The sequence below is a fragment of the Burkholderia sp. Bp8992 genome, from assembly GCF_003853705.1.
In the GTDB taxonomy this organism is placed as follows: domain Bacteria; phylum Pseudomonadota; class Gammaproteobacteria; order Burkholderiales; family Burkholderiaceae; genus Burkholderia.
On record NZ_QTQI01000019.1, the window covers coordinates 65519 to 87621 of the forward strand.

The following is a 22103-nucleotide window of genomic DNA, read 5'->3' on the forward strand; positions in this document are numbered from 1 at the left end:
TACAAGCAAAAAAACGTCCAAGCCACCACCATGGAATGTCACATTAGCCACGCGAATGGCACCAATCCTGTCTCTCTTTACCGATGCAACGGATATTTCTTCGCTTTCCGACTTGCTTGGCAATGCGGTGCTTCCATTGGGGTTTCCATGTTACGCCGTCACGCGGATCGCCCTAACATGCATCCGCTCCAGACCCAGCATCTCAATGGAGGCAATTTGCTCACATTATCCCAACAATTGGGTGCAGCACTATCTACAGCACAACTATGGCGTCGTCGATCCGGTACATCGAGCGGCTTTTACCTCCTCCGGACCTTATCGCTGGGGTGACATTGCCGATCTGAACCAAAATGAGCGGCATGTACTTGTGGAAGCATGCGACGCCGGACTCAAAAACGGGCTGAGCATTCCAATTCGTGAGGTCGGGGGCAGTGTTTTGCTCATCAATCTGTCAGGACCGTCATCCCGTATCAATGCAGGGACGAGCCGGCAGCTCGCGAGCGTAATCAGCAATCTATTTCGCTTGGAGCTGGATCGGTTCGCTCCTCCCCATCCAAAGGCATTGGTTGAGCTTTCTCCACGCCAGCGCCAATGTCTTTCGTGGGTCGCGCAAGGTAAAACATCGTCGGATATCTGCATGATTCTCGAAATATCCCGCCATACCGTCGAATATCATATCGCTGAAGCAATGAAGGTTCTGAACGTGAATAGCAGAATAGCAGCCGCCGTCATTGCCTCCAATTACGGCCTACTTGATTAGATCTCTTATTTTCATTCAAAGCTTTCCGTGTGTAAGCGCGCCGCCGGCGTGTTTTAACCATACCCCACGCCTCTCGAATCCCATATATTGATAATTCCTGACTAGCCAGAGATCTTCAATCTCGAACGGATAATGCGCGGCCAATATTCATTTTCGCCACCCTCCCTACCTAACTAGTTCCGGTTGTTGCTTCCACTTGATACGGTGGCGCCCATCGATAAACGATGGAGAACGCAAATGCCACTCATTATCGCGGGTAGGTTGTGCGACTTGCCGCTTGAACTTCGTGATGGACTCGGTGCGTTCCGGTACGACGTGTTCGTGCGCCGCCTCGGCTGGACGCTCCCCGATGTTAAGGAAAATGAAACCATGGAATGGGATCACTTCGATGGCGAAAACACCATTCAGGTTGTTGAACTCACTTCCGAAGGACAGATATGTGGTTGCGCACGTCTGATGCCAACTACCGCCCCGTACCTGCTCCGAGAACTACTTCTTCGTTCGTCGGAACTCGATTTTCCCTCCTCACCGACCGTATGGGAGCTATCGCGGTTCGCCGGTTCGGGCATGCAACTGTTTCCCTATGTCATGGCCGTCGCGGCGTCCCTCGGCGCGATCCGCATCATTGGTGTCGTCACCCAGGCAATCGCACGACTGTATCGCCGCTTTGGCCTCGATCTTCAGTACGTGGGACCTCATCCGGAGACTGCTACCTCTCCGTTCGTGGCCTGTGCCATTGATCTCACGGCCGTCGCGTTCGCCAACCTTGGAACCGACCTCGAGAGCCTCCGATCATCAATCACGTGGCATCGATCGCTCACGTCGAACGTTCCTGGCTCGCCGAGGACCGTGCCACGCGTTGCTCATTGCACGGCAGACGTGCAATAGATCCCGCCCCGGCCGGGACCGTCGCGCTCCGCGGGAATTGGTGCGCTCGACTTCCAAGACCACAATTAGGATGGGGATCGCCGGCGGTGATGCCGGTTATCCGCGTCCTTTACCCAATCCGGCCGGATGGCGGACGCATAGGCCTGACCTGTGCGCGAACCTTCGCCGCTTGCCTGTGCGCGCAGTCCGAGACGTTCGTCAATTGCATGGGCGATAGTCGAAGATTTTGGCAGGCGACCGTCATCGCAGTCGGCCCAAAACACATGCATTGCATCAAACAACACCGACAGGATCGCGGTCAGGTAAGGCAGCCGAACGATCACACCGCCTCCAATTGAACCGCCGTCAACTGGACCGTGGGGCTCGCTTGACACGTCGGCCGGCATATCGATCCGTAGCGCATCGAGTTCACGCTGCAATCGCTCTTCAACGCAATAGTGCGCGGTCGCCGAGTTCGCCAGAGCCTTGCCAAGCTCACTCAGCTTCTCGTCCTTCAGTTGAATACATCTTGTGAGACGACGAATCTGCGCTTCGGCGCGTTGCAAACGAATCTTCAAAGCCTCGCAATCGCAGGCCGGCGCCAAGCATGCGTTTGAATCAATAGATCGCCAAACACTATCGCGTTGCTCCATAGCAGACCTCGCCTCGAACGTGGCGATATGTAATCCACACACCACGAGAAATCGGACCACCGATGCACCGATCTGACCGGACCGGCCGAAATCGGTGCGTCTTTTTTCGTTCCTTCAGGCAGCAGTGTCAACTGCGAAGATTGGGGGGACACCAATCAGCAATCAGCGCGTCTGCCTAGTTTGAGCTCTATCAAAAACACGAAACATCGAACCACAACATCGGCGCAGACTTGGTCTGTCAGTTGCACGAGATCACGCGCATCCTCAAAAAAATAACGCGGCTTGTCTGAAGTTTTGCGCTTTGGTTTACCTTCTCGATCACAAAATAGATATCCTCATTGTGCCGCCAACGCAATCCAATATCGAAGCCCCGTGCCCTGGCGGATCAGAGCGGTTGACTGTACGTGGTGCTCGACGTGCAACCACCCGCCAATTCGCTGATGATCGACGGCAATTTGCATACCCAAACGCCATAGTCCGATGTACGGCTTCGATTCACAACCAAATTCGCGGCCTCGGAGGTGATAAATGATCGACTCCTGGTCCAAACGATGAGAGAATTGTGCAATCGTTCTGATTGGACTGCCAACAATGGCATGCCGCAGACATGATGCGTCGCGCCGAATTGGACGCCTCGAAGCGACCATTTCAATACTGTTTCTTTTAACCACGTGGAGTGAAGAATGGCCACCTATCAAGAGTTGAAAGCCAAGGCTGATGCACTGCTCGTGCAGGCGGAAGAAGCTCGGCAGGCCGAACTAGAGACCGTGCTCGAAGAAGTTCGCGCCCGTATTCAAGAGTATGGTCTCACGCCGGAACAGGTCTTCGGCCGTAAGCGCACACGTAGCGCGAATGGTAGCCAGCCCGCGACGCCGAAGTATCAGGATCCGAAAACCGGCAAGACGTGGAGCGGGCGTGGCCGCGAACCGTCATGGATCAAGGGTAAGAAACGTGATCGCTTCTTGATCGCTGAATGATCACCGCAGCGTAGCGATCGGTAGCCCTACGGACACTCTCTGGGCTTGCAGTTTCACGCTGCAGGCCCATTGAATCTGTATCAAGCCACGCCGGCCCAAGCGATTCAGATCCGCCTTAGCTGCCCCGATCTTGGAGACACTCCGCGCTCCTTTGGAATCCGTGCCGTTCGTCTCCGCGGCGACTAAATTTCACACATAGCGGTGATACCGCCAGATGTCGATGAATTCGGCCTGCATTGCATCAGGATCAAACGACATACCGACGACACAGCCTGTAGTGGTCTAATGAATCCGGACACTGATTTAGGCGAGAATGGTCGCCATGAAGAGGTGTCTGATGAGCAAGCAACGACGTACGTTTTCCCCGGAGTTCAAACAGCAAGCCGCCTGTCTGGTGCTCGACCAGGGTTATAGCCATATGGAAGCAAGCCGCTCGGTCGGCGTCGGCGAGACGGTGCTGCGCCGCTGCGTGCAGCAACTTCAGATGGAACGCCAGGGCGTCACGCCGCAGGGCAAGGCAATCACGCCGGATCAACAGCGTATTCAGGAACTCGAGGCGCGTATCGAACGCCTCGAGCGTGAGAAGGCCATTTTAAAAAAGGCTACCGCGCTCTTGATGTCGGAAGGCATCGAACGTACGAAGTAATTGATCAGATTGGCGCAAGCGAATCGGTCGAGCTGATCTGCGCGGTATTCGACGTGTCGCGGTCCTGCCTGTATGCACACCGAGGGCGAGCCCGACGCGTTGATGCCGAGCGCATGGCACTGCGTAGCCGGGTACACGAGCTGTTCATCGAGAGTCGAAGCTCTGCTGGCAGTCGCAGCATCATGGGCATGATACGCGAGGAAGGTACGGCGATTGGCCGCTTCAAGGTCAGCCGCTTGATGGAAGAACTCGGGTTGATCTGCAAGCAGCCGGGCGGCCATGCCTACAAGCAGGCCACGGTCGAGCGGATCGATATCCCGAACCATCTCAATCGCGAATTCGAGGTTGGTACGCCGAATCAGGTGTGGTGTGGTGACATCACGTATGTCTGGGCGCAGGGCCGTTGGCATTATCTGGCCGTAGTACTCGACCTGTTCACGCGTCGGGTTGTTGGCTGGGCATTCTCGACACGCCCTGATGCCGATCTGGTCGTGCAGGCGTTGGAGATGGCCTATGAGCAACGTGGTCGACCACAAGGCTTGCTGTTTCACTCGGATCAAGGCGGCCAATATGCAAGCCGGAAATTCCGTCAGCGCCTCTGGCGTTATCGGATACGGCAGAGCATGAGCCGTCGAGGAAATTGTTGGGATAACTCCCCGATGGAGAGGCTGTTCCGCAGCTTCAAGATCGAATGGCTACCGTCAGTGGGCTACATGTCGGCGCAGGAGGCACACCGGGACATCAGCCACTACCTGATGCACCGGTACAACTGGATACGGCCGCATCAGTTCAATGACGGACTGGCGCCGGCAGTTGCGGAAGAAAAACTTAACGCAGTGTCCGGGATTAGTTGACCACTACAAGAAGACGCCAATCGCTCGAGCTGGGTGGCGGTGGGCTCCTGGTGACGTGCTATCGCATCAACCAGAAAGAAAAAGCGACGGGACAGATCGGATGTCGAGGGGCGGCGAAATCGCGCCGTCAGCGGATCGGGAATTGCACTAGGACCGGCCATCTTTTCTCCGTTTGCTTAAAAAGAGCCGGCACCCAAACGAAATACTAGATATAGTGTCGACCAGGCTGATTCACCCCAAGTGTAGTGCCATTTTTACGTAACACCAATCCAACTAGACACGAGCATCAGTCTTTTTTGTAACAAGTCCACACGCAATCGTTTGCGCGTGGTAGCAAGTGTTTTTTTGTGCGGAGCAGCACCGGAAGCTTCCATGTCCTGATTGATCTTTGCTTCACCGAGCGAACAAAAATCCAGTCCATTTGCGGAACAGGGGCTAAACGTCAGTGAGGCGAATAAGCTGGGATCGGAATAAAAATGAGGCCGCTGACGATGTCCGACAAGCTGAACAGGATGGCACCGAGCATAGCGGTAGATCCCAAGACATTCCCGGCGCGAAGATAGCGATCTCGCCATCCGAACTAGCCGACCTCTCGCGCCATGGCGCAGCTATCGTGCTGTGCATATTGGAGCACGTGCCGGCGTCGCATACGCTGCCCTGCGTAACGGTCGACTTCGCGGCGGCCGGTGCGGCTGCGCGGCTTCGTCGATGCGCTCGCGGCGCGCGGCCATGCCGAACGTGCGGTCACGACGGTGTCGACGCACGATTCGATCGAGGGCGGCTACGACGCCACTATGGCACTGCTGCACGCGCATCCGAATCTCACTGCACTGTTCGCGACCAACGACCTGATGGCGATCGGCGCGCTGCAGGCGGCGGCCGACCTGGGCCGGCGCGTGCCTGACGACCTCTCGGTCATCGGCATGACGGATATCCAGCTCGCGCACCAGTTCCGTCCCGCGCTGACGACGGTCCGGTTCCCGACGCCGCTGATCGCCGCGCATGCGATTGCCATGGCGCTCGAGATGATCGAGGGAGAACCGCCAAGCGAAAGCACGCGTGTGTGCGGCACACCGGAACTCGTGGTCAGGGAATCAACGGCCGTCGCACCGACGCGCCGCAAGGCGACATCGGCGCGACGCTCGAATTGAAGCTGTCGCGCCGGGCCCGTTCAGACTCTTCAGCCCATCGAGCGGTAGCCCGAGCAATCGGCGCTCACGTCGCGACCACCGCTGCTACAACCTGCCAGCGATCGATCCGGGCAGCTATGCCCGAAGCGCAATGAACCGAGGCACGGAAATCACGGTCGGGTGACGCCTTTCCCGGATCGCCCGATTCGACTCGTGATCATGCTCTTTTGACAGGCGGCTTACGGCGTTCGCGCACCAGTACCGTTCCCTGTCGCGCACCTCGAGTCGTCTCTTTAATATACGACATCATATTTCTAAGGCGTAATTTTCACCTCTGCCCCTCGTGTTCAGCGCCAGTCTCGTTCTCTACAAGACAAGCCCGGAAATTCTTCAAGTTTCAACTATACGTCAGTTATACAAGAAGATTACGGAATCCTTTTCATAGGGTAGTCACGTACGCGAAATTCGCATGTTCCGCGTATCATCATGACGACATATGACAATAGATGTCATACCACCATTGCCGTATCGACATCATCTAACAACCAGGATGGAGACAGCCGTGACCGCACCCGACTGCAACGGAAAACCCGACGACCTCAAGCAGAACACGGCGCACCGGGTTACCAGACGACATTTCCTCGGGTACTACGGTGTCATGATGGGCAGCGCCCTGCTCGGTGCGTGCGGTGGCGGCATCGACACGCCAGCCCCGACCGACACCCGCTCGCCGGGCGGCACCACCACGCCGACCGATCCGATCTGGGGGCCCAACGGCTCGGCAACCAACATCATCTCCTCGCTGAACGGAATCACGCAGTCGGCCTTCCGGGCCACGGATTTCCAGGTCGAGGCCTATGGCGCACAGCCCTGCTCCGTCATCGCCCAGACGAGCCCCTACACCGACGCGACCAAGTCGCCGCTGAGCCCCGGCGCGGGCGCGACCCAAGGTGCTGGCGCGTTCGATTCGCGTCCCGCCTTCCTGGCGGCGATCAGCGCATGCGCGGCGGCCGGCGGCGGCCGTGTCGTGGTACCAGCGGGAGCCTGGTATTGCGCCGGGCCGATCGTACTGCAGAGTAACGTCAACTTTCACCTTAGCGCGAACTGCACGATCTTCTTCAGCCCCAACCCGGCCGACTACGCCAAGGACGGCCCAATCAATTGCGGCGCGAACGGCAACCTCTTCTACAGTCGCTGGCAGGCCAACGACTGCCTGAATTTCGGTGCGCCCGTCTATGCGCGCAATGCCAGCAACATCGCGCTGACTGGCGAGGGCGCCACGTCGATCCTCAACGGCCAGGCAATGACACCGTTCGCCGGCTCCGGCAACACAGCCACCTGCTGGTGGACCTACAAGGGCACCACCGGCGCCTATGGCTGCGCGAGTTCCTCAACCCCTTCGCAGGCCTACGCCAACCCGAATAACGTAGACCTGAAGACGGCGGTGCCGGGCATCTCCGCATCGCTATATGCGCTGCTGACCAATCCTGCGACGCCCTGGCAGCAGGATCAGAACTATCTGCCTGCGCTGTCGGAAGCCGGCGTGCCGGTCGCACAGCGGATCTTCGGACTGGGCCATTACCTGCGCCCCTGTATGGTCGAATTCATCGGCTGCACCAATGTGCTGATGGAGAACTACCACACGCAAAACACGCCGTTCTGGCAGCACCATCCGACTGCTTGTACCAATGTGGTGATCCGCGGCGTGATGGCCGATAGTATCGGCCCGAACAACGATGGTTTCGATCCCGATGCCTGCAACAACGTGCTGTGCGACGGCATGGTCTTCAACACCGGAGACGATTGCATCGCCATCAAGTCGGGCAAGGATCTCGATACCGAATACGGCTCGGCGCGCAACCACGTGGTGCAGAACTGCACGATGAACAGCGGCCACGGCGGCATCACGCTCGGCAGCGAGATGGGTGGCGGCGTCGAGAACATCTACGCACGCAACCTGACGATGCTGAACCAGTTCTGGGCGACCAACTCGCTGAATATCGCGATCCGCATCAAGACCAACATGAACCGGGGCGGTTTCGTCCGCAACTTCTACGTCAACGGCGTCACCCTTCCAAACGGCGTGAGCCTGACGGGCGGCGGATACGGCAGCAAGCTGCTGGCCGGCAGCCCGATCAACGGCACGGTGCCGCTCGGTGTAGCGACTGCGGCGGCAGGCAATCCTTCCGCGTCGCAGGGCGGGCTGATCACCTTCGACTGCGACTACCAGCCGGCCGGCGACGCGATCCGGACGCGCCCAGCTCAGGTGCAGAACGTCAACATCGCCAATGTAACGGCCAGCAACGTCACGCTCGGCGGCAAGACCGGCTCGTGCTTCCAGGCGATCGTTGCGCAGGGCCCTGTCGTCTTCGACTACAACGGCCCCGCGCCCACCCCGACGATTCCCGCGATCACCGGCGTGACGATCTCGAACTGCAACTTCGGCTCGCCGACCGCCGCCGGGCCAGCCAGCGCCACCGTGCCCGGCCCGATCTACGCCTGGAACGTCAACGGCATCACTCTGCAGAACGTCACGATCGCGGGCCAGCTCTACAACACCACCATCACCGACCTGCGCTGATCCGCACGGATTCCCGCACGTCGGCAGTCCCGAGCAGCACCCGGGGTCCGTGCCGGACCCTGATCGATGTCGGCCGCCGACCGGCAGCAGTTCACTGTCCGCTTGCTGCCGCACTCCGTCCGAACTAGGTTTCCCCCCCTCCTCCATTCGAAGACAAGGAAAAACCTGATGAAAGGGAAAATCAGCATCCGCGCGGCACTCATCCTGTCCACCTTATCAGCGCTCGCCGTGCCAGCAGCTGCCCAGGCCGAGACCTGCACGCCGCCATGGAGTAGCGTGCCGAGCACGAATACAACCAACCTGCAGAACGCCATCAAGCAGTGTTCCGGTAGCGGCACCAGCAGCAGCCCAGGCTTGGTCGACCTGACCAGCAACAACGGCATATCGACGGCAGTTATCACAAGCGTGAACCTTTCCAGCAACATCGTACTGAAGCTCGAGAAGGGCTTCACGCTGAAAGGTTCGCCGTCGCAACCCTCGAGCAGTGCGATGTTGGCAGGCAGCAATCTCAGCAACGTCACGATCACCGGCACCGGTGCGATCGATGGCGACGGACAGGACTATTGGCCGGCAGCAGTCGGTCAAAACAACACACCCCGGCCGAAGCTGATTGCCATCACCGGCTCGAATCTGCAGATCGGCTCGAACTTCACCGATGCCGGGAAATCGCAGTCGATCATCAGCCTTCCGAGTTCGACCAACGCCACCGACAACGCGCTGATCATTCGAAATTCGCCGAAAGAGCAACTGGTGATCGAATCGGGCTCGAAGAACGTCACGATCGACGGCGTGTGGATCTACGCGAACCCGAAACGCAATTCCAGCGGCAACGATCTCGCACCGAACACCGACGCGATCGACATCATCGGCACCCAGACCGCCACGATCAAGAACTGCTTGCTCGATACCGGCGATGACGATATCGCCATTAAATCCAACGCGGGCGGTGCGGCCACCTCGAACGTCAACATCAATCACTGCGTGGTCGGCGGCGGCCACGGCATCTCGATCGGCGGACAGGAAGCGGCAGGCACCACGCTCGCAAGCCCCGGTGTATCGCAGGTGACGGTCGACACCGTTCAATTCAGCGGCACCGACTATGGCTACCGGATCAAGACCGACCAGACTGCCAAGGATAGTGGCGCGACCACGGGCGTGACCTACCGGAACACTTGCATGCGCAACGTCCAGCAGCCGTTCCTGTTCACCTATACCTATGCGTCCGGTACCGGCGGCGCCCTGCCGATCATCGCGAATGTGAGCATCGACAACGTGATCGCTACCGCCACCAAGACCCAGGGCGCCATTGTCGGGCTCTCGAACAACCTGATGGGTGTGCCGAAATCGGGTGACACCGGGATCCGCATCACCAATAGCCAGATCAGTGGCGGCGGGGCCTTCTCGGTTACGGATGGCGAACTTCAGGTAGGCAACCATAGCAGCGTGACGACCTCGACCAGTTCGAACGGCACGGTGGTACCAATTACGGACAACGGTCCGACCTTGTCTTGCCCAAGCAGCATCACCATTCCGACGCAGATCTAAGAACCCTAACAAAATGAACTGCGAGGGGCTGCTACCCCGTCGCTTACTCCGTGAACCTCTTCGTTGTTTCTCCGATGAGGAGGCCACGGCCAAACCTATACTCAATGTCGAACTGTGGCTACTCATCCAACCACTATTGCCACTACCGAAGCCGCGCCGGACGCGATACCCCGTCAGCAAGCCGCTCGACGATCGCGCCTTGCTGACGGACCTCCTATTCGTGTTGCAGTCCGCTGCTCCCAGGGAAATGCTTCCTCAGGAAATGAGCCGTGGCTCGGGCATGAGTTGATAGCGCAGGCTGCGCGATCCGAAACGTGTCGATCGGCGAGACCACGAAGATGGCGTGACAGCACTACCTTGCGTCTTCAGTGCGATCAAAATCGTCACCTACATGCGTGGTTGCCGAGTCAGCTCAACGGACGTGCGGTATTCAGATTCTCCGATTGCGCGCCTCTCCCGACGCTGTGCCGGACGACCGAAGTTGTCCGGCTCCGTAGCCGCATCCACCGCTTCCTTTACTTCACCTAGAGCCCCATGAACACGAAAACACTCATGCGTGCCGTTGCGGCGGCTGCGTTCGCGCTGGCCTCCTCGCTCGCGCACGCCGCGACGTATGCGTACGTATCGAACAGCGACAGCCGCGACATCTCGGTGTTCGGCGTCGACACGTCGACCGGCGCGCTGCGCGCGATCGAAACCGTGCCGGTCGACGGCACCGTGATGCCGATGGCGTTGTCGCCCGATCATCACCGGCTGTACGCGGCGCTGCGCTCGACGCCCTATCGCGTCGTCAGCTTCGCGATCAATCCGCTCGACGGGCGGTTGATCGAACTCGGCCGCTCGCCGCTCGCGGACAGCATGGCGTATGTGTCGACCGATGCGTCGGGCCGCTACCTGTTCTCCGCGTCGTACGGCGGCAACCTGCTCGCGGTCAACCGGATCGGCGAGAACGGTGTCGCCGGCGACGTGCAGCAGACGATCAGGACCGGCCCGATGGCGCATGCGATCCGCCAGTCGCCGGACGGTCGCTACGCGTTCGCGTCCGTGCTCGGCGCCGATGCGTGGCTGCGCTTGCCGTTCGATGCGTCGAACGGCAAGCTGACCGATGCTGCCGAACCCGCGTACCGGCTGCCGGCGAAGTCGGGCCCGCGCCATTTCGTGTTTTCGTCGAACGGGCGCTTCGCATACCTGATCGACGAGCTCGATGGCAAGCTGCACGTGATTGCGCTGTCGCAAGGCGGCGCCGATGCGCGGCCGGTCCAGACCGTATCGATCCTGCCGCCGGATTTTCATGGCGACAAGCCGTGGGGCGCCGATCTGCATCTGACGCCGGACGGGACATTCCTCTACGCGTCGGAACGCACGTCGAGCACGCTCGCGGCGTACCGTGTCGATTCGGCGTCGGGCAAGCTCGCGCGGATCGGCACGTTCGCGACCGAGCAGCAGCCGCGCGGCTTCGCGATCGATCCATCGGGCGCGTATCTGCTCGCGGCCGGGCAACTGTCGCCGACGCTCGCGGTGTACCGGATCGACCGGCACACGGGCCACCTCGACGCGATCGGCAAGTATCCAGTCGGCAAGGGCGCGAACTGGGTCGAGATCGTCACGTACGACGGGACGAACTGATCCGCTTGCGACGGAGCGGGCGGCATGGCACGCGTGCCGCCCGTTTCGCGAGGTTTGCCTACATGCGATGCCGGGTCGCGCATCGAAACCGCACTCGATCGACTCAAGTTGAAAAATCCGCTGTCGTTAACCGACAAGGGATAACTTCGAGAGTCGATTCACCATGCGCGATCTGAAGGTAAAAAACAGTTTGCTCGCCGTGCTGGCCGCGTTCGCTGCGATGATCATCGTCGGCGGCATCGTCGGCGTCGTTGCGCTCGGCAGCGCGAACACGAACGCGAAACGTCTGCACGCCATCGCGACGCAGACCTCGCTCGTCAACGATGCGTACAAGGACAGCACCCGCACCCGCTCGGCGCTCGTGCGTGCGTATTCGGCACTGAAGGAACACAACGACCCGGCGCAGCGCGATTCGGCATTGCAAAGCGCGCAGCGCACGTTCGACCTGTCCGCCAAGGAAACGCAGGCGTTCAAGGACGCCGCGCCGATCGGCAGCCTCGGTGCCGACCTGAAGCAGGCGCTGGTCGAATCGTCGACGCATCTCGCGAACGTGCTCGCCCGCGCGACCGACGCGCTGCGCAACGGCGATACCACCGCGTATGCCGAGATCAACGACAAGGAAATCACGCTCGCCGGCCAGGTGTATTCGGCGAACGTCGAGAAATTCCAGCGCACGGCCAACCAGCTGGCGGAAGACACGATCGACGACGACAACGCCGCATACGCCCGCATCATCGCGATGGTCGGCCTCGGCGTCGCGCTGGCGCTTGCACTGATCGCCGCGACGCACTTCGCGCTGCGCGCGATCGTGTCCCGGCCGCTCGCGAACGCGGCCGCGCTGCTCGACCGGATTGCATCGAACGATTTGACCGTGACGGTGCCCGATGCCGGCCGCAACGAAATCGGCCAGCTGTTCGCGGCGATGAAGCGGATGCAGGCCGGGCTCGCCGCGACCGTCACCGGCATGCGCGACAGCAGCGACGCGATCCATACGGCCGCGCGCGAGATCGCCGCGGGCAATCTCGACCTGTCGAGCCGCACCGAGCAGCAGTCCGCGTCGCTCGAGGAAACGGCCGCGAGCATGGAGCAGCTGACGTCGACGGTGCGCCAGAACGCGGACAACGCGCAGCAGGCGAGCACGCTCGCGGCGAGCGCGGCGGACCTCGCGCAGCACGGCGGCGAACTGGTCGGCCGCGCCGTCGACATGATGGGCGTGATCAACACGAGTTCGCAGAAGATCGCGGAGATCACCGGGATGATCGACGGCATCGCGTTCCAGACCAATATCCTCGCGCTCAACGCGGCGGTCGAGTCGGCGCGTGCGGGCGAGCACGGGCGCGGCTTCGCGGTCGTCGCGGGCGAGGTGCGCACGCTGGCCCAGCGCAGCGCGAGCGCCGCGCGCGAGATTCGGCAACTGATCGGCGCGTCGATCGACGATGTACGCGACGGCAATGCGCTCGTGACGCAGGCCGGACAAGCAATGAACGAGATCGTGGCGTCGGTGCGGCGCGTGGCGACGATCATGAGCGAGATCACGACGGCCACCGTCGAGCAGAGTGCAGGCATTGACCAGGTCGGCCAGGCGGTCACGCAGATGGACCAGATGACGCAGCAGAACGCGGCGCTCGTCGAACAGGCGAGTGCCGCCGCGACCGCGCTCGAGCAGCAGGCCGGTTCCATGCAGGCCGCGATGGCGGTTTTCCGGATTGCGCGGGAGGGGTGAACGGGATGACACACCGTGCATATCAACGAAATCGGCAGGTATTCGTCCCGCGAAGCAAAGTCTAGCCTTCCTAGGCCAATGAAAACCCCTTGATGAGGCCTGATTCGAATTAACCGATATGAGCCTTTACTATCAAGCCGATGAGCTTTTGTCGCTGAGTAATGGCCCCCATAGTTGCCCCAACACTCGATCCTGCGGCTGTTGAAGCTCCGTTCGTGTTCTTGGGAGCGCCCGACATTCGGCCGTCAAACTATCCCTGGAGGCCTTCCGCCGAGCGAGCTGCCACCTTTTGAGCCTCGCTCATGTGGGGGACGACGTTACCATCAGGTCGTTCGAAATTGATACGGCTAACGTCGTTCTTCACGCCGAACGTCTTTTCGTATCGCGCCACGAATTCCAGGCCATCCTTCAGCGTCGCCAGCGGCGCGCCGCCCTCCGCACAGAAGCCGCGACTGTCCAGCGCGCCCGCGGCGAGCTTCGGCATGTCGACCGAGCAGATGCCGTCGCCGCCGAGGACGGGCACGCTCAGGCCCAGTTGCTTCGACTGCCGGCCGATCGACGCCGCCTGCGAATAGTAGCCACCGTAGAAGATCGCATCGGGACCCGTCGCCTTGATGTGCGTGAGGATCGCGTTGAAATCGGTCACCTTGTCGTTCGAATACTCACGCGCCACGACGTTCGTGCCGTTCTTCTTGGCCGTTTCCACGAATACGTCGGCCACTCCCGAACCGTACACGGTGCGATCGTCGATTACCGCTACCCTCTTCGCATGCAGCAGATTTGCGGCAAAGTCCGCGATGCGTGCGCCGATCACGTTGTCGTTAGCCGCAAGACGGACGATGTATGGGAAGTTCTGCTGCGTGATCGCCGGGTTGGACGCCGCTCCCGTGATCATCGGAACATTCGCGCTGTGATAGATGCGCGATGCCGGGATCGTCACGCCCGAGTTGTAGTGGCCGAGCACCGCCTTGACGCCGCTGTCGACAAGCTTCTGCGCGACCGACACACCCGTCTTCGGATCGGCCGCGTCATCTTCGGAGACCACCTGGAACGTCACCGGCTGACCGTTCACGACGATTGGGTTCTTGTTCAGGTGCTCGACCGCGAGCCGGACGCCGCGCTCGTCGTCCTTGCCGAAGCTGCGACTTTGGTGAGTGAGCCTGGATGTCATCACGTCGATGTGCTCCAGCGATTGACGACCAGCTTGCGCTGTGTTCGCCCATCGTCCGCCAATGCGATTGAATCTGCACTTCGCCTGAGCGTAAGACTGCGTGAGTAGCGCACATGTCACGGGCCGGTTGCCGATGCCAATTCACCCCGAACGTTGGCTCGGTCCGAATCGATCGAGCCGGCGTATGATTCACCGCCGCGACCTAGTGCCCCATCGCTACCGCAAGTTGCCGCTCCAATGCCCCGCTCGCGCGTCGGGCAGCCTGTCCGTCTACGCGGTCGGCCAATATCCCACAGAGCTGCTTTAACTGACCAGCAGCAAGCCCAACGTTCATGCTTATGCGCATATGCGCTTGCAGCTGCGAATCGACCCCTGTCATCGCGGCGAGCATGCTTACCGTCGCCAGTTCGCGGCTCTGCCAATCGAGATTGTCGCGCTCGAAAATATCGCCAAACAAGTGAGTCTTCAGAAATTGGTCAATCGCCGGCGCAAAATCGAACAATGCGCCTTTCACCGGACCGCCGGACAGCTTCGTCTGGTTTGCCGTACCGGCTACAAGCAATGCGTCACCGGTTGGCGCACGGCGGCTCGGCGCATGACCTTCCGTATCCTGGCGCCCCGCCTGCTTGCGGGTCTCCATCACCTTCATAAGCGATCCGAGCGCATTGAGGCTGCGCGGAAAACCTGCGTAAGCATAAAGCTGCACCAGGATCTCTCGAATCTCGCTGATTGTCAGACCGGTGTCCAGCCCCTCATTCAGCGCAGCGGTGAGATTGTCGATGTCCCCTGCGGCAGCAAAGGCCGCGATGGGCACGATCGCCTGCTGTCGCGCGGTCAGCGTTTCAGCAACGTTTGGAAGAGACGTTCCCGTGTTTGCCATGTCGTTCGATTCCTCATGTGAAGTTGCCTGCGTCGGTACCGCCGGAAAGCCGACGGCTAAAACGAGTACCGCTGCCCGCAGAAGTGTCCGAACGGCCCCGTCGCGCCAGACAGCACGTCTGCCCCGCGAGACCGACGGCGTAACCATGTCGAATGAAGTAAGCCGCATTTGCTCTGTGTCCGAGATATCAAACCGTTGCCGGCAAGCGATCGAGAAACTTCTCCAGCGTGATCGGATATTGGCGCACACGAACGCCGGTCGCGTTGTAGACGGCATTCGCCACCGCGGGCGCGACACCGGTGAGACCGAGTTCGCCGACGCCCTTCGCCTTGACCGGTGAAATTGTCGGATCGACCTCGTCGATGAACGCGACGTCGAGATGCGGTACGTCGGCATGAACCGGTACCTCGTAGCCGGCCAGGTCATGGTTGATGAAGAGCCCGAATCGCTTGTCGACCGCCATCTCCTCCATCAACGCCGCGCCGATTCCCATCGTCATTCCGCCGATCACCTGGCTGCGCGCCGTCTTGGGATTCAGTATGCGGCCGGCCGCACAAACGGCCAGCATTCGGCGCACGCGGATTTCGCCGGTGAAGGCGTTCACGCCGACTTCGGCAAAGTGGGCGCCGAACGTCTGGATCGCGAACCGCTTCGACAAGTCGCCGAACTCCATGCTTTCCTCCACGACGAGCGGTCCGTTGTCTGCCGCGCGCGCGAGCGGAACGCTTCTGCTGCCGGAGCGAATTTCGCCCGCGGCGAACTCGGCCCCGGCAATGTCGAAGCCGAGGCGCCGAGCGACCATCTCGCGCAGCTTCGTGCACGCGGCGTAGACGCCTGCGGTAACGGAGGCCGCGCCCTGCTGCCCCCCCGAACCCGGCGTCTCCGGAAAGCTCGAATCGCCCAATCGGACGACGACCCGATCGATCGGCACACCCATCATTTCGGCCGCCGTCTGTTGAACAACCGTATAGCTTCCGGTCCCGATGTCGGTCATGTCGGTTTCGATCGTGACGATCCCGCTGCTGTCGAGCCGTACGCGCGCACCGGCTTTGGCAATGGGCGCACCGCGGATCGCCGCGGCCATGCCAAGACCGACGAGCCAATGACCGTCGCGGACCTGTCCGGGCCGCGCTTGTCGTGCGTTCCAGCCGAAGCGTTCTGCGCCGGTGCGCAGGCACTCGACGAAAGGACGCGACGAGAAAGGCCGTTGCGGAAGCTCGGGATCAAACTGTGTGTCGTTCCGGACACGAAACTCGACAGGGTCCATACCGAGCTTCTCGGCCATCTCGTCCATCGCGATTTCGAGCGCCATCAGCCCCGGCGCTTCGCCAGGCGCCCTCATCGCGTTGCCTTCGGCCAGATCGAGTGTCGCAAGCCGGACGCACGTCATCCGGTTCGGGCCGCCATAGAGCATCCGCGTCGACAACGTCGTGGGTTCGGTACGCCCGCCAGCGAGATTGCCCGACCAGCTCTCGTGACCGATCGCGATCAGCCTTCCGTCGCGCGTGGCACCGAGCCGGATCCGCTGAATGGTCTTCGGTCGGTGAATCGTGTTGTTGAACATGATTGGACGCTGGAGCGCGATCTTGACCGGGCGTCGCACCATTCGCGCTGCCACTGCGGCGAGCGCGAGATCCGACTGCACGGTCCCCTTGCCGCCGAAGCCACCGCCGACGAACGACGAAATCAAGCGGACGTTTTCGCGCGGTATGCCAAGAATTGCGCCAAGATCGCGCGTACCCCAGTTCATCTGCTGGATGGACGTCCAGCACGTCACGCGGTCGCCGTCCCATTTCGCAATGGTCGCGTGCGGTTCCATCATCGCGTGCGCTTGATCGGGAACCGTGTATGTCTCGTCCACCTTGACGTGCGCCTGTGCGAAACCCTGCTCGAAGTCTCCAACGCGCGTGTCGGTCGGCCCGCCGAACGCCATCTGGCGCGCGACCGGCGCAGTCTGCATCTGCGTCTCGAGGTCGAACTGCCCGTTGCTGCGCACATATTGCACGCGAATCAGCGCGGCTGCCGCGCACGCCTGCTCGAACGTCTCCGCGACGACGACGGCCACCGGCTGATGGTAATGGTCGACGTCCGGCGCCGCGAGCATGCGCTGTACATAGAACTTGCCGACACCGAGCCGGCCGACATTTCGATACGTGACAACGGCAAGCACGCCCGGCGCTGCCTGCGCACGCCGCGTGTCGATGGACAAGATCCTCCCCTTGGCTACGCCCGCGCCCAGGATGTAGCCATAGGCAACGTCCGGGCCAACGTCGTGATATTCGTACGCATAGGTTGCAGTCCCGGTCGTCTTCAGCCCGGCCTCGTAGCGATCATATGGCTGACCGACGACCGTCATCCGGTCGATGGGATTCTGTCCTGCAGGCGTGTCGAACTTCATGGATCAACCTCTCGCTTGTTCCATTACATAGGCGAGCGTGCGCTCCACCAGTGGAATCTTGAACGCATTCTGCTGCGTGGGCTGCGCCTCTTTCATCAACGCATTCGCGACGGCTGCAGCCCCGTGCCGCATCGCTGCGTCTGCGGATGCGACCCGCCACGGCTTCGGTGCGACACCGCCCAGCGCGACGCGGCCGCTGCCGTCCTCATGAACGATCGCAGCGACCGACACGAGCGCAAACGCATAGGAGGCCCGATCACGGACTTTCTGGTAGAAGTGACGGCCGCCGATCGGGCGCGGAAGCGTCACTGCCGTGATCAGCTCGCCGGGCACGAGCGCAGTCTCGACATGCGGCGTCGTGTCCGGCAATCGATGGAAATCGGCGATGGGGATCGTCCTCGTCTGTCCGTCGCCGCGAACCGTTTCCACCGATGCATCGAGTGCACGCAATGCAACGGCCATATCGCCCGGATACGTCGCAATGCAACTGGCGCTCGCGCCGACGACAGCAAGCTGCCGCGTGAATCCGCCGATCGCGGCGCAGCCGGAGCCGGGCATACGCTTGTTGCACGGCAGATTCGGATCGTAGAAATACGGGCAACGCGTGCGCTGGAGCAGGTTTCCGCCGGTCGTGGCCTTGTTGCGTAGCTGACCGGATGCGCCCGCAACGATCGCACGTACCAGGACCCCGTAATCGCGTCGCACTCGAGGATGCGACGCAAGCGCCGTATTGGTCACGAGCGTGCCGATTCGCAGTCCGCCTTCCGGTGTGTCGTCGATATGATCGAGCCCGATGTCCTGAATATCAACGAGGTGAGTCGGCGTCTCGATCTCCAGTTTCATCAGGTCCAGCAGGTTCGTGCCGCCAGCGATGAATTTTGCTCCCTGGCGCTGTGCGACGATGCTTGCCGCGTCCGCAGCACTTTTCGCCCTCTCGTAGGTAAACGCCTTCATGCACGGCTCCCCGCGACTTCGGCCATCGCATCGGAGATGTTCGAATACGCACCGCAACGGCAGAGGTTGCCGCTCATCCGTTCGCGCATCTCGACGCGTGTCGCCTCGGCGGGCGCCATCAGGTCGTCCGTGACATGACTGGGCACCCCGGCCTTGATTTCGTCCAGCACGGCAACGGCCGAACATATCTGACCCGGCGTGCAGTAGCCGCACTGATATCCGTCGTGCCTGATGAACGCAGCCTGCATCCGATGAAGTTCGGACGGCGTGCCCAACCCCTCAATCGTGGTGATCGCGTCGCCGTCGTGCATCACCGCGAGGCTCAGGCACCCATTGATCCGGATACCGTTCACGTGAACCGTGCATGCGCCACACTGTCCGTGATCGCAGCCCTTTTTCGTACCGGTCAAAAGGAGGTGTTCCCGCAACGCATCGAGCAACGTGGTCCGAGGATCGACGTCGAGGTGTCGATCGTTTCCGTTGACATTGAAGACGACGCGCATCGTGCTCGTCATCGGCGACGACTCGCTTGGCCCGGCCTCCCCGGCCGGCGACATGGCGTTGGCGGTATCGGGCAGAAAAGGGGTGACAGCGGAGACGGCGCCGGCGATCAGAAGGTGACGTCTCCTCGCATTCAGTTGTTCCGAATCGTCCATATGTCTGCACTCCTCTCGTTGCAGCGGGCGCGTGCCGGTCGACCGGCTGCGAACGCTCTTTCGATGGCCCGGTTCACCAGGCATAAGCTTCAGGCGCGGCGCCCCCTGGTCCTGGCCAGATTTCGTCGAGGCAGCGAAGCGTGTCGTCGGACAGTGCAATATCCAGCGCCCGCAATGCGGATCTCGTCTGCTCCACGGTTCTCGGCCCCACGATGGGCGCGGTCACCGCCGGATGATGGAGCAGCCAGGCCAATGCGACGTCCGCGGGGCGCTCGCCGAGGTCCTCGCACAGCGATTCCCATGCCTCCAGCTGTTGCCGGTGGCACGCGATCTTGCGCGCCATGTCGGGCGTGGCGCGCCGCCCCTCGAGCGTCCCGCGCAATACGCCCCCCAGCAGCCCGCCCCCCAACGGACTCCACGGAATCAAGCCCAGCCCATGATGACGACACGACGGGATCAGTTCGAGTTCAACGGTTCGCGCGGAAAGGTTGTAGAGACTCTGTTCGGCGATCAGTCCCATGAACTGACGCGAACGGGCCGCGGCTTGCGCGGTCGCGACGTCCCAGCCGGCGAAATTGCAGCTGCCGATATAGAGCACCTTACCCTGCTGCACCAACAGTTCCATCGCCTGCCAGACTTCCTCCCAGGGCGTCGACCGGTCGACGTGGTGCATCTGGTAGAGGTCGATATGATCGACCTTCAGCCGCTTCAGGCTGTCCTCGCAGGCACGGCGGATATGGTAGGCCGACAGGCGCCGGTCGTTCGGGCCGGTACCCATCGGCTGATAGACCTTGGTGGCAAGGACGATGCGCTCGCGACGGCCGCCTTGAGCGATCCAGCGTCCGATGATCTCCTCGGAGATGCCGAAACCCTTTTCAAGGTCGGGTGACTGCGGGCCACCGTACACGTCGGCCGTATCGATGAAGTTGATGCCCGAATCCAGCGCGGTGTCGAGGATCCCGAAGCTGGTGGATTCGTCCGCCCTATCACCGAAATTCATGGTGCCAAGACAGAGACGACTGACTTTCAGACCCGAGCGTCCGAGGTGTACGTATTGCATGCCGATGCCGCCGATGTAGGTTGTCGGATTCCGGTTTGGTGGCCTCACATCGGCAACTGCGGCGGTTCTCGCTCCCGCAGGCTCGCACGACGATGCGCCTCGACAGGACTTTAGCGGGAACGATGGTTGTCGAAAGCCCCCGTTCATTTGATGGCGCTGTGAATGACGCTCAACAACGGGCGGCGACGCCGCACGAATCGATGATGCATCCGTCGCAGTCACCGTCGCATTTGTGAATACAACTCATTGGTGCGTCAACCGAACGCCGGCTAAACAAACAGGCACCGTTACGCTAAATTCGACGCCAAGTAGCCCGCACGATACGCCGATCCGACGCTGAACCGATCGACGCTGACGCGTTCACCACTCGATGGAAATACCCGTGACACCACCGCAATACCATTCGGCAGCGGCAGACCGCTCTTTGCTTCCGCTGATGAGCTGCGTATTCACCGTGTTCCTGGTCACGGGCGCGGCGCTGTCCGCTTTGCCGCTGCACATTCACCACGACCTAGGCTTCGGAACATTCACCGTCGGTCTGGTCTCCGGCGCCCAGTTCGCATCGTCGCTGGTCTCTCGCCTGTGGTCCGGTGCGATTGCAGACCGGCGCGGACCGAAGTTCGCCGTTTCCACCGGTCTTGGACTGTCCGCGACGGCCGGACTCCTGTACCTGTTGTCGCTGACGTTCTCCGGCAACCCGTCACTGTCCATCGCGATCCTGCTCATGGGCCGCACGCTGCTCGGTGCCGCCGAGAGTTTCATCATGACCGGCTCGCAAAGCTGGTGCCTCGCTCTCGCCGGTCCGGGCCATGCCGGCAAAACGATCGCGTGGATCGGAACGTCGATGTTCGTCGCACTGGCGGCCGGCGCACCGCTCGGCAGCTTTCTGTTCGACGCATTCGGATTTGCTTCGATCGGGCTCGCCACTTCCGCCGGCGCGGTCGTGACGATGCTGCTGGTCAGCCCGGTTTCGGATGCCAGAACCCAGTCCAGCAATGCAGAAGCCGTCGGGAAAGTACTGAAAGCCGTCTGGCTGCCAGGACTCGGCATGGCATTTCCCGGCCTCGGCTACGGCATCATGACCGCGTTCTCCGTGCTGCTGTTCGTTCAACGCGGCTGGCAACCCGCATGGCTCTCCTTTACAGCATTCGCCGCTGCGCTGATGGTTGCGCGGGTTTTTTTCGGTGCATTGCCCGATCGCCTCGGCGGAGCCCGTACTGCGGTCATCTTCGTCGCCCTCTACAGCTTCGGCATGGCGCTCGTCTGGGCCGCCCCGGTTGCATGGCTGGCGTTTGCGGGAACGACGCTTGCGGGATTCGGCTACGCGCTCATCTATCCCGGTTTCGGCATGGAGGCTGTAGCAAGGGCGCCAACGGACGCCAGAGGGCTGGCCATGGGCATCTACACTGCGTTCATCGATCTCGCGCTCGGCGTCTTTGCGCCTCTGCTCGGCCTCGTTGCCAATGTAACGGGCCTCGGCGCCATCTTTCTCATCAGCGCGATTCTCGCCCTGTTCGCCCTGCCCATCGCGATGAGACTTCGTTCATCTACTGAAGCCGCTTGAGACGCGCATCTCACATGACAGGCGAGCGCGGCGTTACCTCTCGACAAGTGCGTCTGGC

16 protein-coding genes and 2 pseudogenes are annotated in these 22103 nt (G+C 61.3%); 11 read left to right on the forward strand and 7 right to left on the reverse strand.

Going from position 1 to position 22103, the window contains the following annotated elements; all coding sequences use genetic code 11:
• Positions 1-55: 55 nt before the first annotated feature.
• Both DIE03_RS25460 and DIE03_RS25465 read left to right on the forward strand, forming a co-directional pair.
• Entirely contained in the window at positions 56-760 is a 705-nt protein-coding gene (locus tag DIE03_RS25460; protein WP_260434949.1) for an autoinducer binding domain-containing protein, read from the forward strand.
• Positions 761-997: 237 nt separating this feature from the next.
• A complete protein-coding gene (locus tag DIE03_RS25465) occupies positions 998-1648 on the forward strand; it encodes an acyl-homoserine-lactone synthase (RefSeq protein WP_185658221.1) in 651 nt (216 codons plus the stop codon).
• A gap of 65 nt (positions 1649-1713) precedes the next feature.
• On the opposite strand, the gene DIE03_RS25470 is transcribed toward DIE03_RS25465, so the two are convergent.
• Positions 1714-2280: a hypothetical protein gene (locus DIE03_RS25470; RefSeq protein ID WP_185658222.1), complete on the reverse strand. Its 567-nt coding sequence runs from the start codon at positions 2278-2280 to the stop codon at positions 1714-1716.
• Positions 2281-2963: 683 nt separating this feature from the next.
• Here DIE03_RS25470 and DIE03_RS25475 point away from each other — a divergent pair.
• The 8 genes and pseudogenes from DIE03_RS25475 (at position 2964) to DIE03_RS25515 (ending at position 13362) form a co-directional block, all read left to right on the forward strand.
• Positions 2964-3257, forward strand: a complete 294-nt coding sequence (locus DIE03_RS25475) for an H-NS family nucleoid-associated regulatory protein (protein WP_059620058.1) — start codon at positions 2964-2966, stop codon at positions 3255-3257.
• 337 nt (positions 3258-3594) lie between these two features.
• Positions 3595-4757 (forward strand): IS3 family transposase gene (locus tag DIE03_RS25485; protein WP_124455148.1). Its coding sequence is split into 2 segments (ribosomal slippage): positions 3595-3850 and positions 3850-4757, totalling 1164 coding nucleotides; the frame shifts between segments, so codons are not numbered across the junction.
• Positions 4758-5322: 565 nt separating this feature from the next.
• A pseudogene (locus tag DIE03_RS25490) lies at positions 5323-5908 on the forward strand (LacI family DNA-binding transcriptional regulator); the annotation flags it as partial.
• 637 nt (positions 5909-6545) lie between these two features.
• Positions 6546-8468 carry a glycoside hydrolase family 28 protein gene (locus DIE03_RS25495; RefSeq protein WP_241308703.1) on the forward strand — a complete coding sequence of 641 codons (1923 nt, stop codon included), beginning with the start codon at positions 6546-6548 and terminating at the stop codon, positions 8466-8468.
• A 168-nt stretch (positions 8469-8636) separates the two neighbouring features.
• Complete coding sequence (locus DIE03_RS25500; protein WP_111442649.1) at positions 8637-10013, forward strand: glycoside hydrolase family 28 protein; 1377 nt, start codon at positions 8637-8639, stop codon at positions 10011-10013.
• A 28-nt stretch (positions 10014-10041) separates the two neighbouring features.
• Positions 10042-10299 (forward strand): annotated as a pseudogene (locus tag DIE03_RS39080) (hypothetical protein); the annotation flags it as partial.
• Between the two features lie 248 nt (positions 10300-10547).
• Complete coding sequence (locus DIE03_RS25510) at positions 10548-11639, forward strand: beta-propeller fold lactonase family protein (protein ID WP_111442647.1); 1092 nt, start codon at positions 10548-10550, stop codon at positions 11637-11639.
• Between the two features lie 163 nt (positions 11640-11802).
• Entirely contained in the window at positions 11803-13362 is a 1560-nt protein-coding gene (locus DIE03_RS25515; RefSeq protein ID WP_111442646.1) for a methyl-accepting chemotaxis protein, read from the forward strand.
• Positions 13363-13612: 250 nt separating this feature from the next.
• On the opposite strand, the gene DIE03_RS25520 is transcribed toward DIE03_RS25515, so the two are convergent.
• The 6 genes from DIE03_RS25520 to DIE03_RS25545 all read right to left on the reverse strand — a co-directional run bounded on the left by DIE03_RS25520 (position 13613) and on the right by DIE03_RS25545 (position 20481).
• Positions 13613-14653: a branched-chain amino acid ABC transporter substrate-binding protein gene (locus DIE03_RS25520; protein WP_258400022.1), complete on the reverse strand. Its 1041-nt coding sequence runs from the start codon at positions 14651-14653 to the stop codon at positions 13613-13615.
• 82 nt (positions 14654-14735) lie between these two features.
• Positions 14736-15413: a carboxymuconolactone decarboxylase family protein gene (locus DIE03_RS25525; RefSeq protein ID WP_059620084.1), complete on the reverse strand. Its 678-nt coding sequence runs from the start codon at positions 15411-15413 to the stop codon at positions 14736-14738.
• Between the two features lie 187 nt (positions 15414-15600).
• Positions 15601-17811 carry an aldehyde oxidoreductase molybdenum-binding subunit PaoC gene (gene paoC / locus DIE03_RS25530; protein WP_111442644.1) on the reverse strand — a complete coding sequence of 737 codons (2211 nt, stop codon included), beginning with the start codon at positions 17809-17811 and terminating at the stop codon, positions 15601-15603.
• Between the two features lie 3 nt (positions 17812-17814).
• A complete protein-coding gene (locus DIE03_RS25535) occupies positions 17815-18765 on the reverse strand; it encodes a xanthine dehydrogenase family protein subunit M (protein ID WP_111442643.1) in 951 nt (316 codons plus the stop codon).
• Complete coding sequence (gene paoA / locus DIE03_RS25540) at positions 18762-19421, reverse strand: aldehyde dehydrogenase iron-sulfur subunit PaoA (protein ID WP_059620090.1); 660 nt, start codon at positions 19419-19421, stop codon at positions 18762-18764. The genes DIE03_RS25535 and paoA overlap by 4 nt, the downstream gene beginning before the upstream one ends.
• Before the next feature lie 73 nt (positions 19422-19494).
• Entirely contained in the window at positions 19495-20481 is a 987-nt protein-coding gene (locus DIE03_RS25545; RefSeq protein WP_059620092.1) for an aldo/keto reductase, read from the reverse strand.
• Positions 20482-20851: 370 nt separating this feature from the next.
• Between DIE03_RS25545 and DIE03_RS25550 the strand changes: the two genes are divergently transcribed.
• On the forward strand, positions 20852-22045 hold the full coding sequence (locus tag DIE03_RS25550; protein WP_111442642.1) for an arabinose transporter: 1194 nt from the start codon (positions 20852-20854) through the stop codon (positions 22043-22045).
• Positions 22046-22103 lie beyond the last annotated feature (58 nt).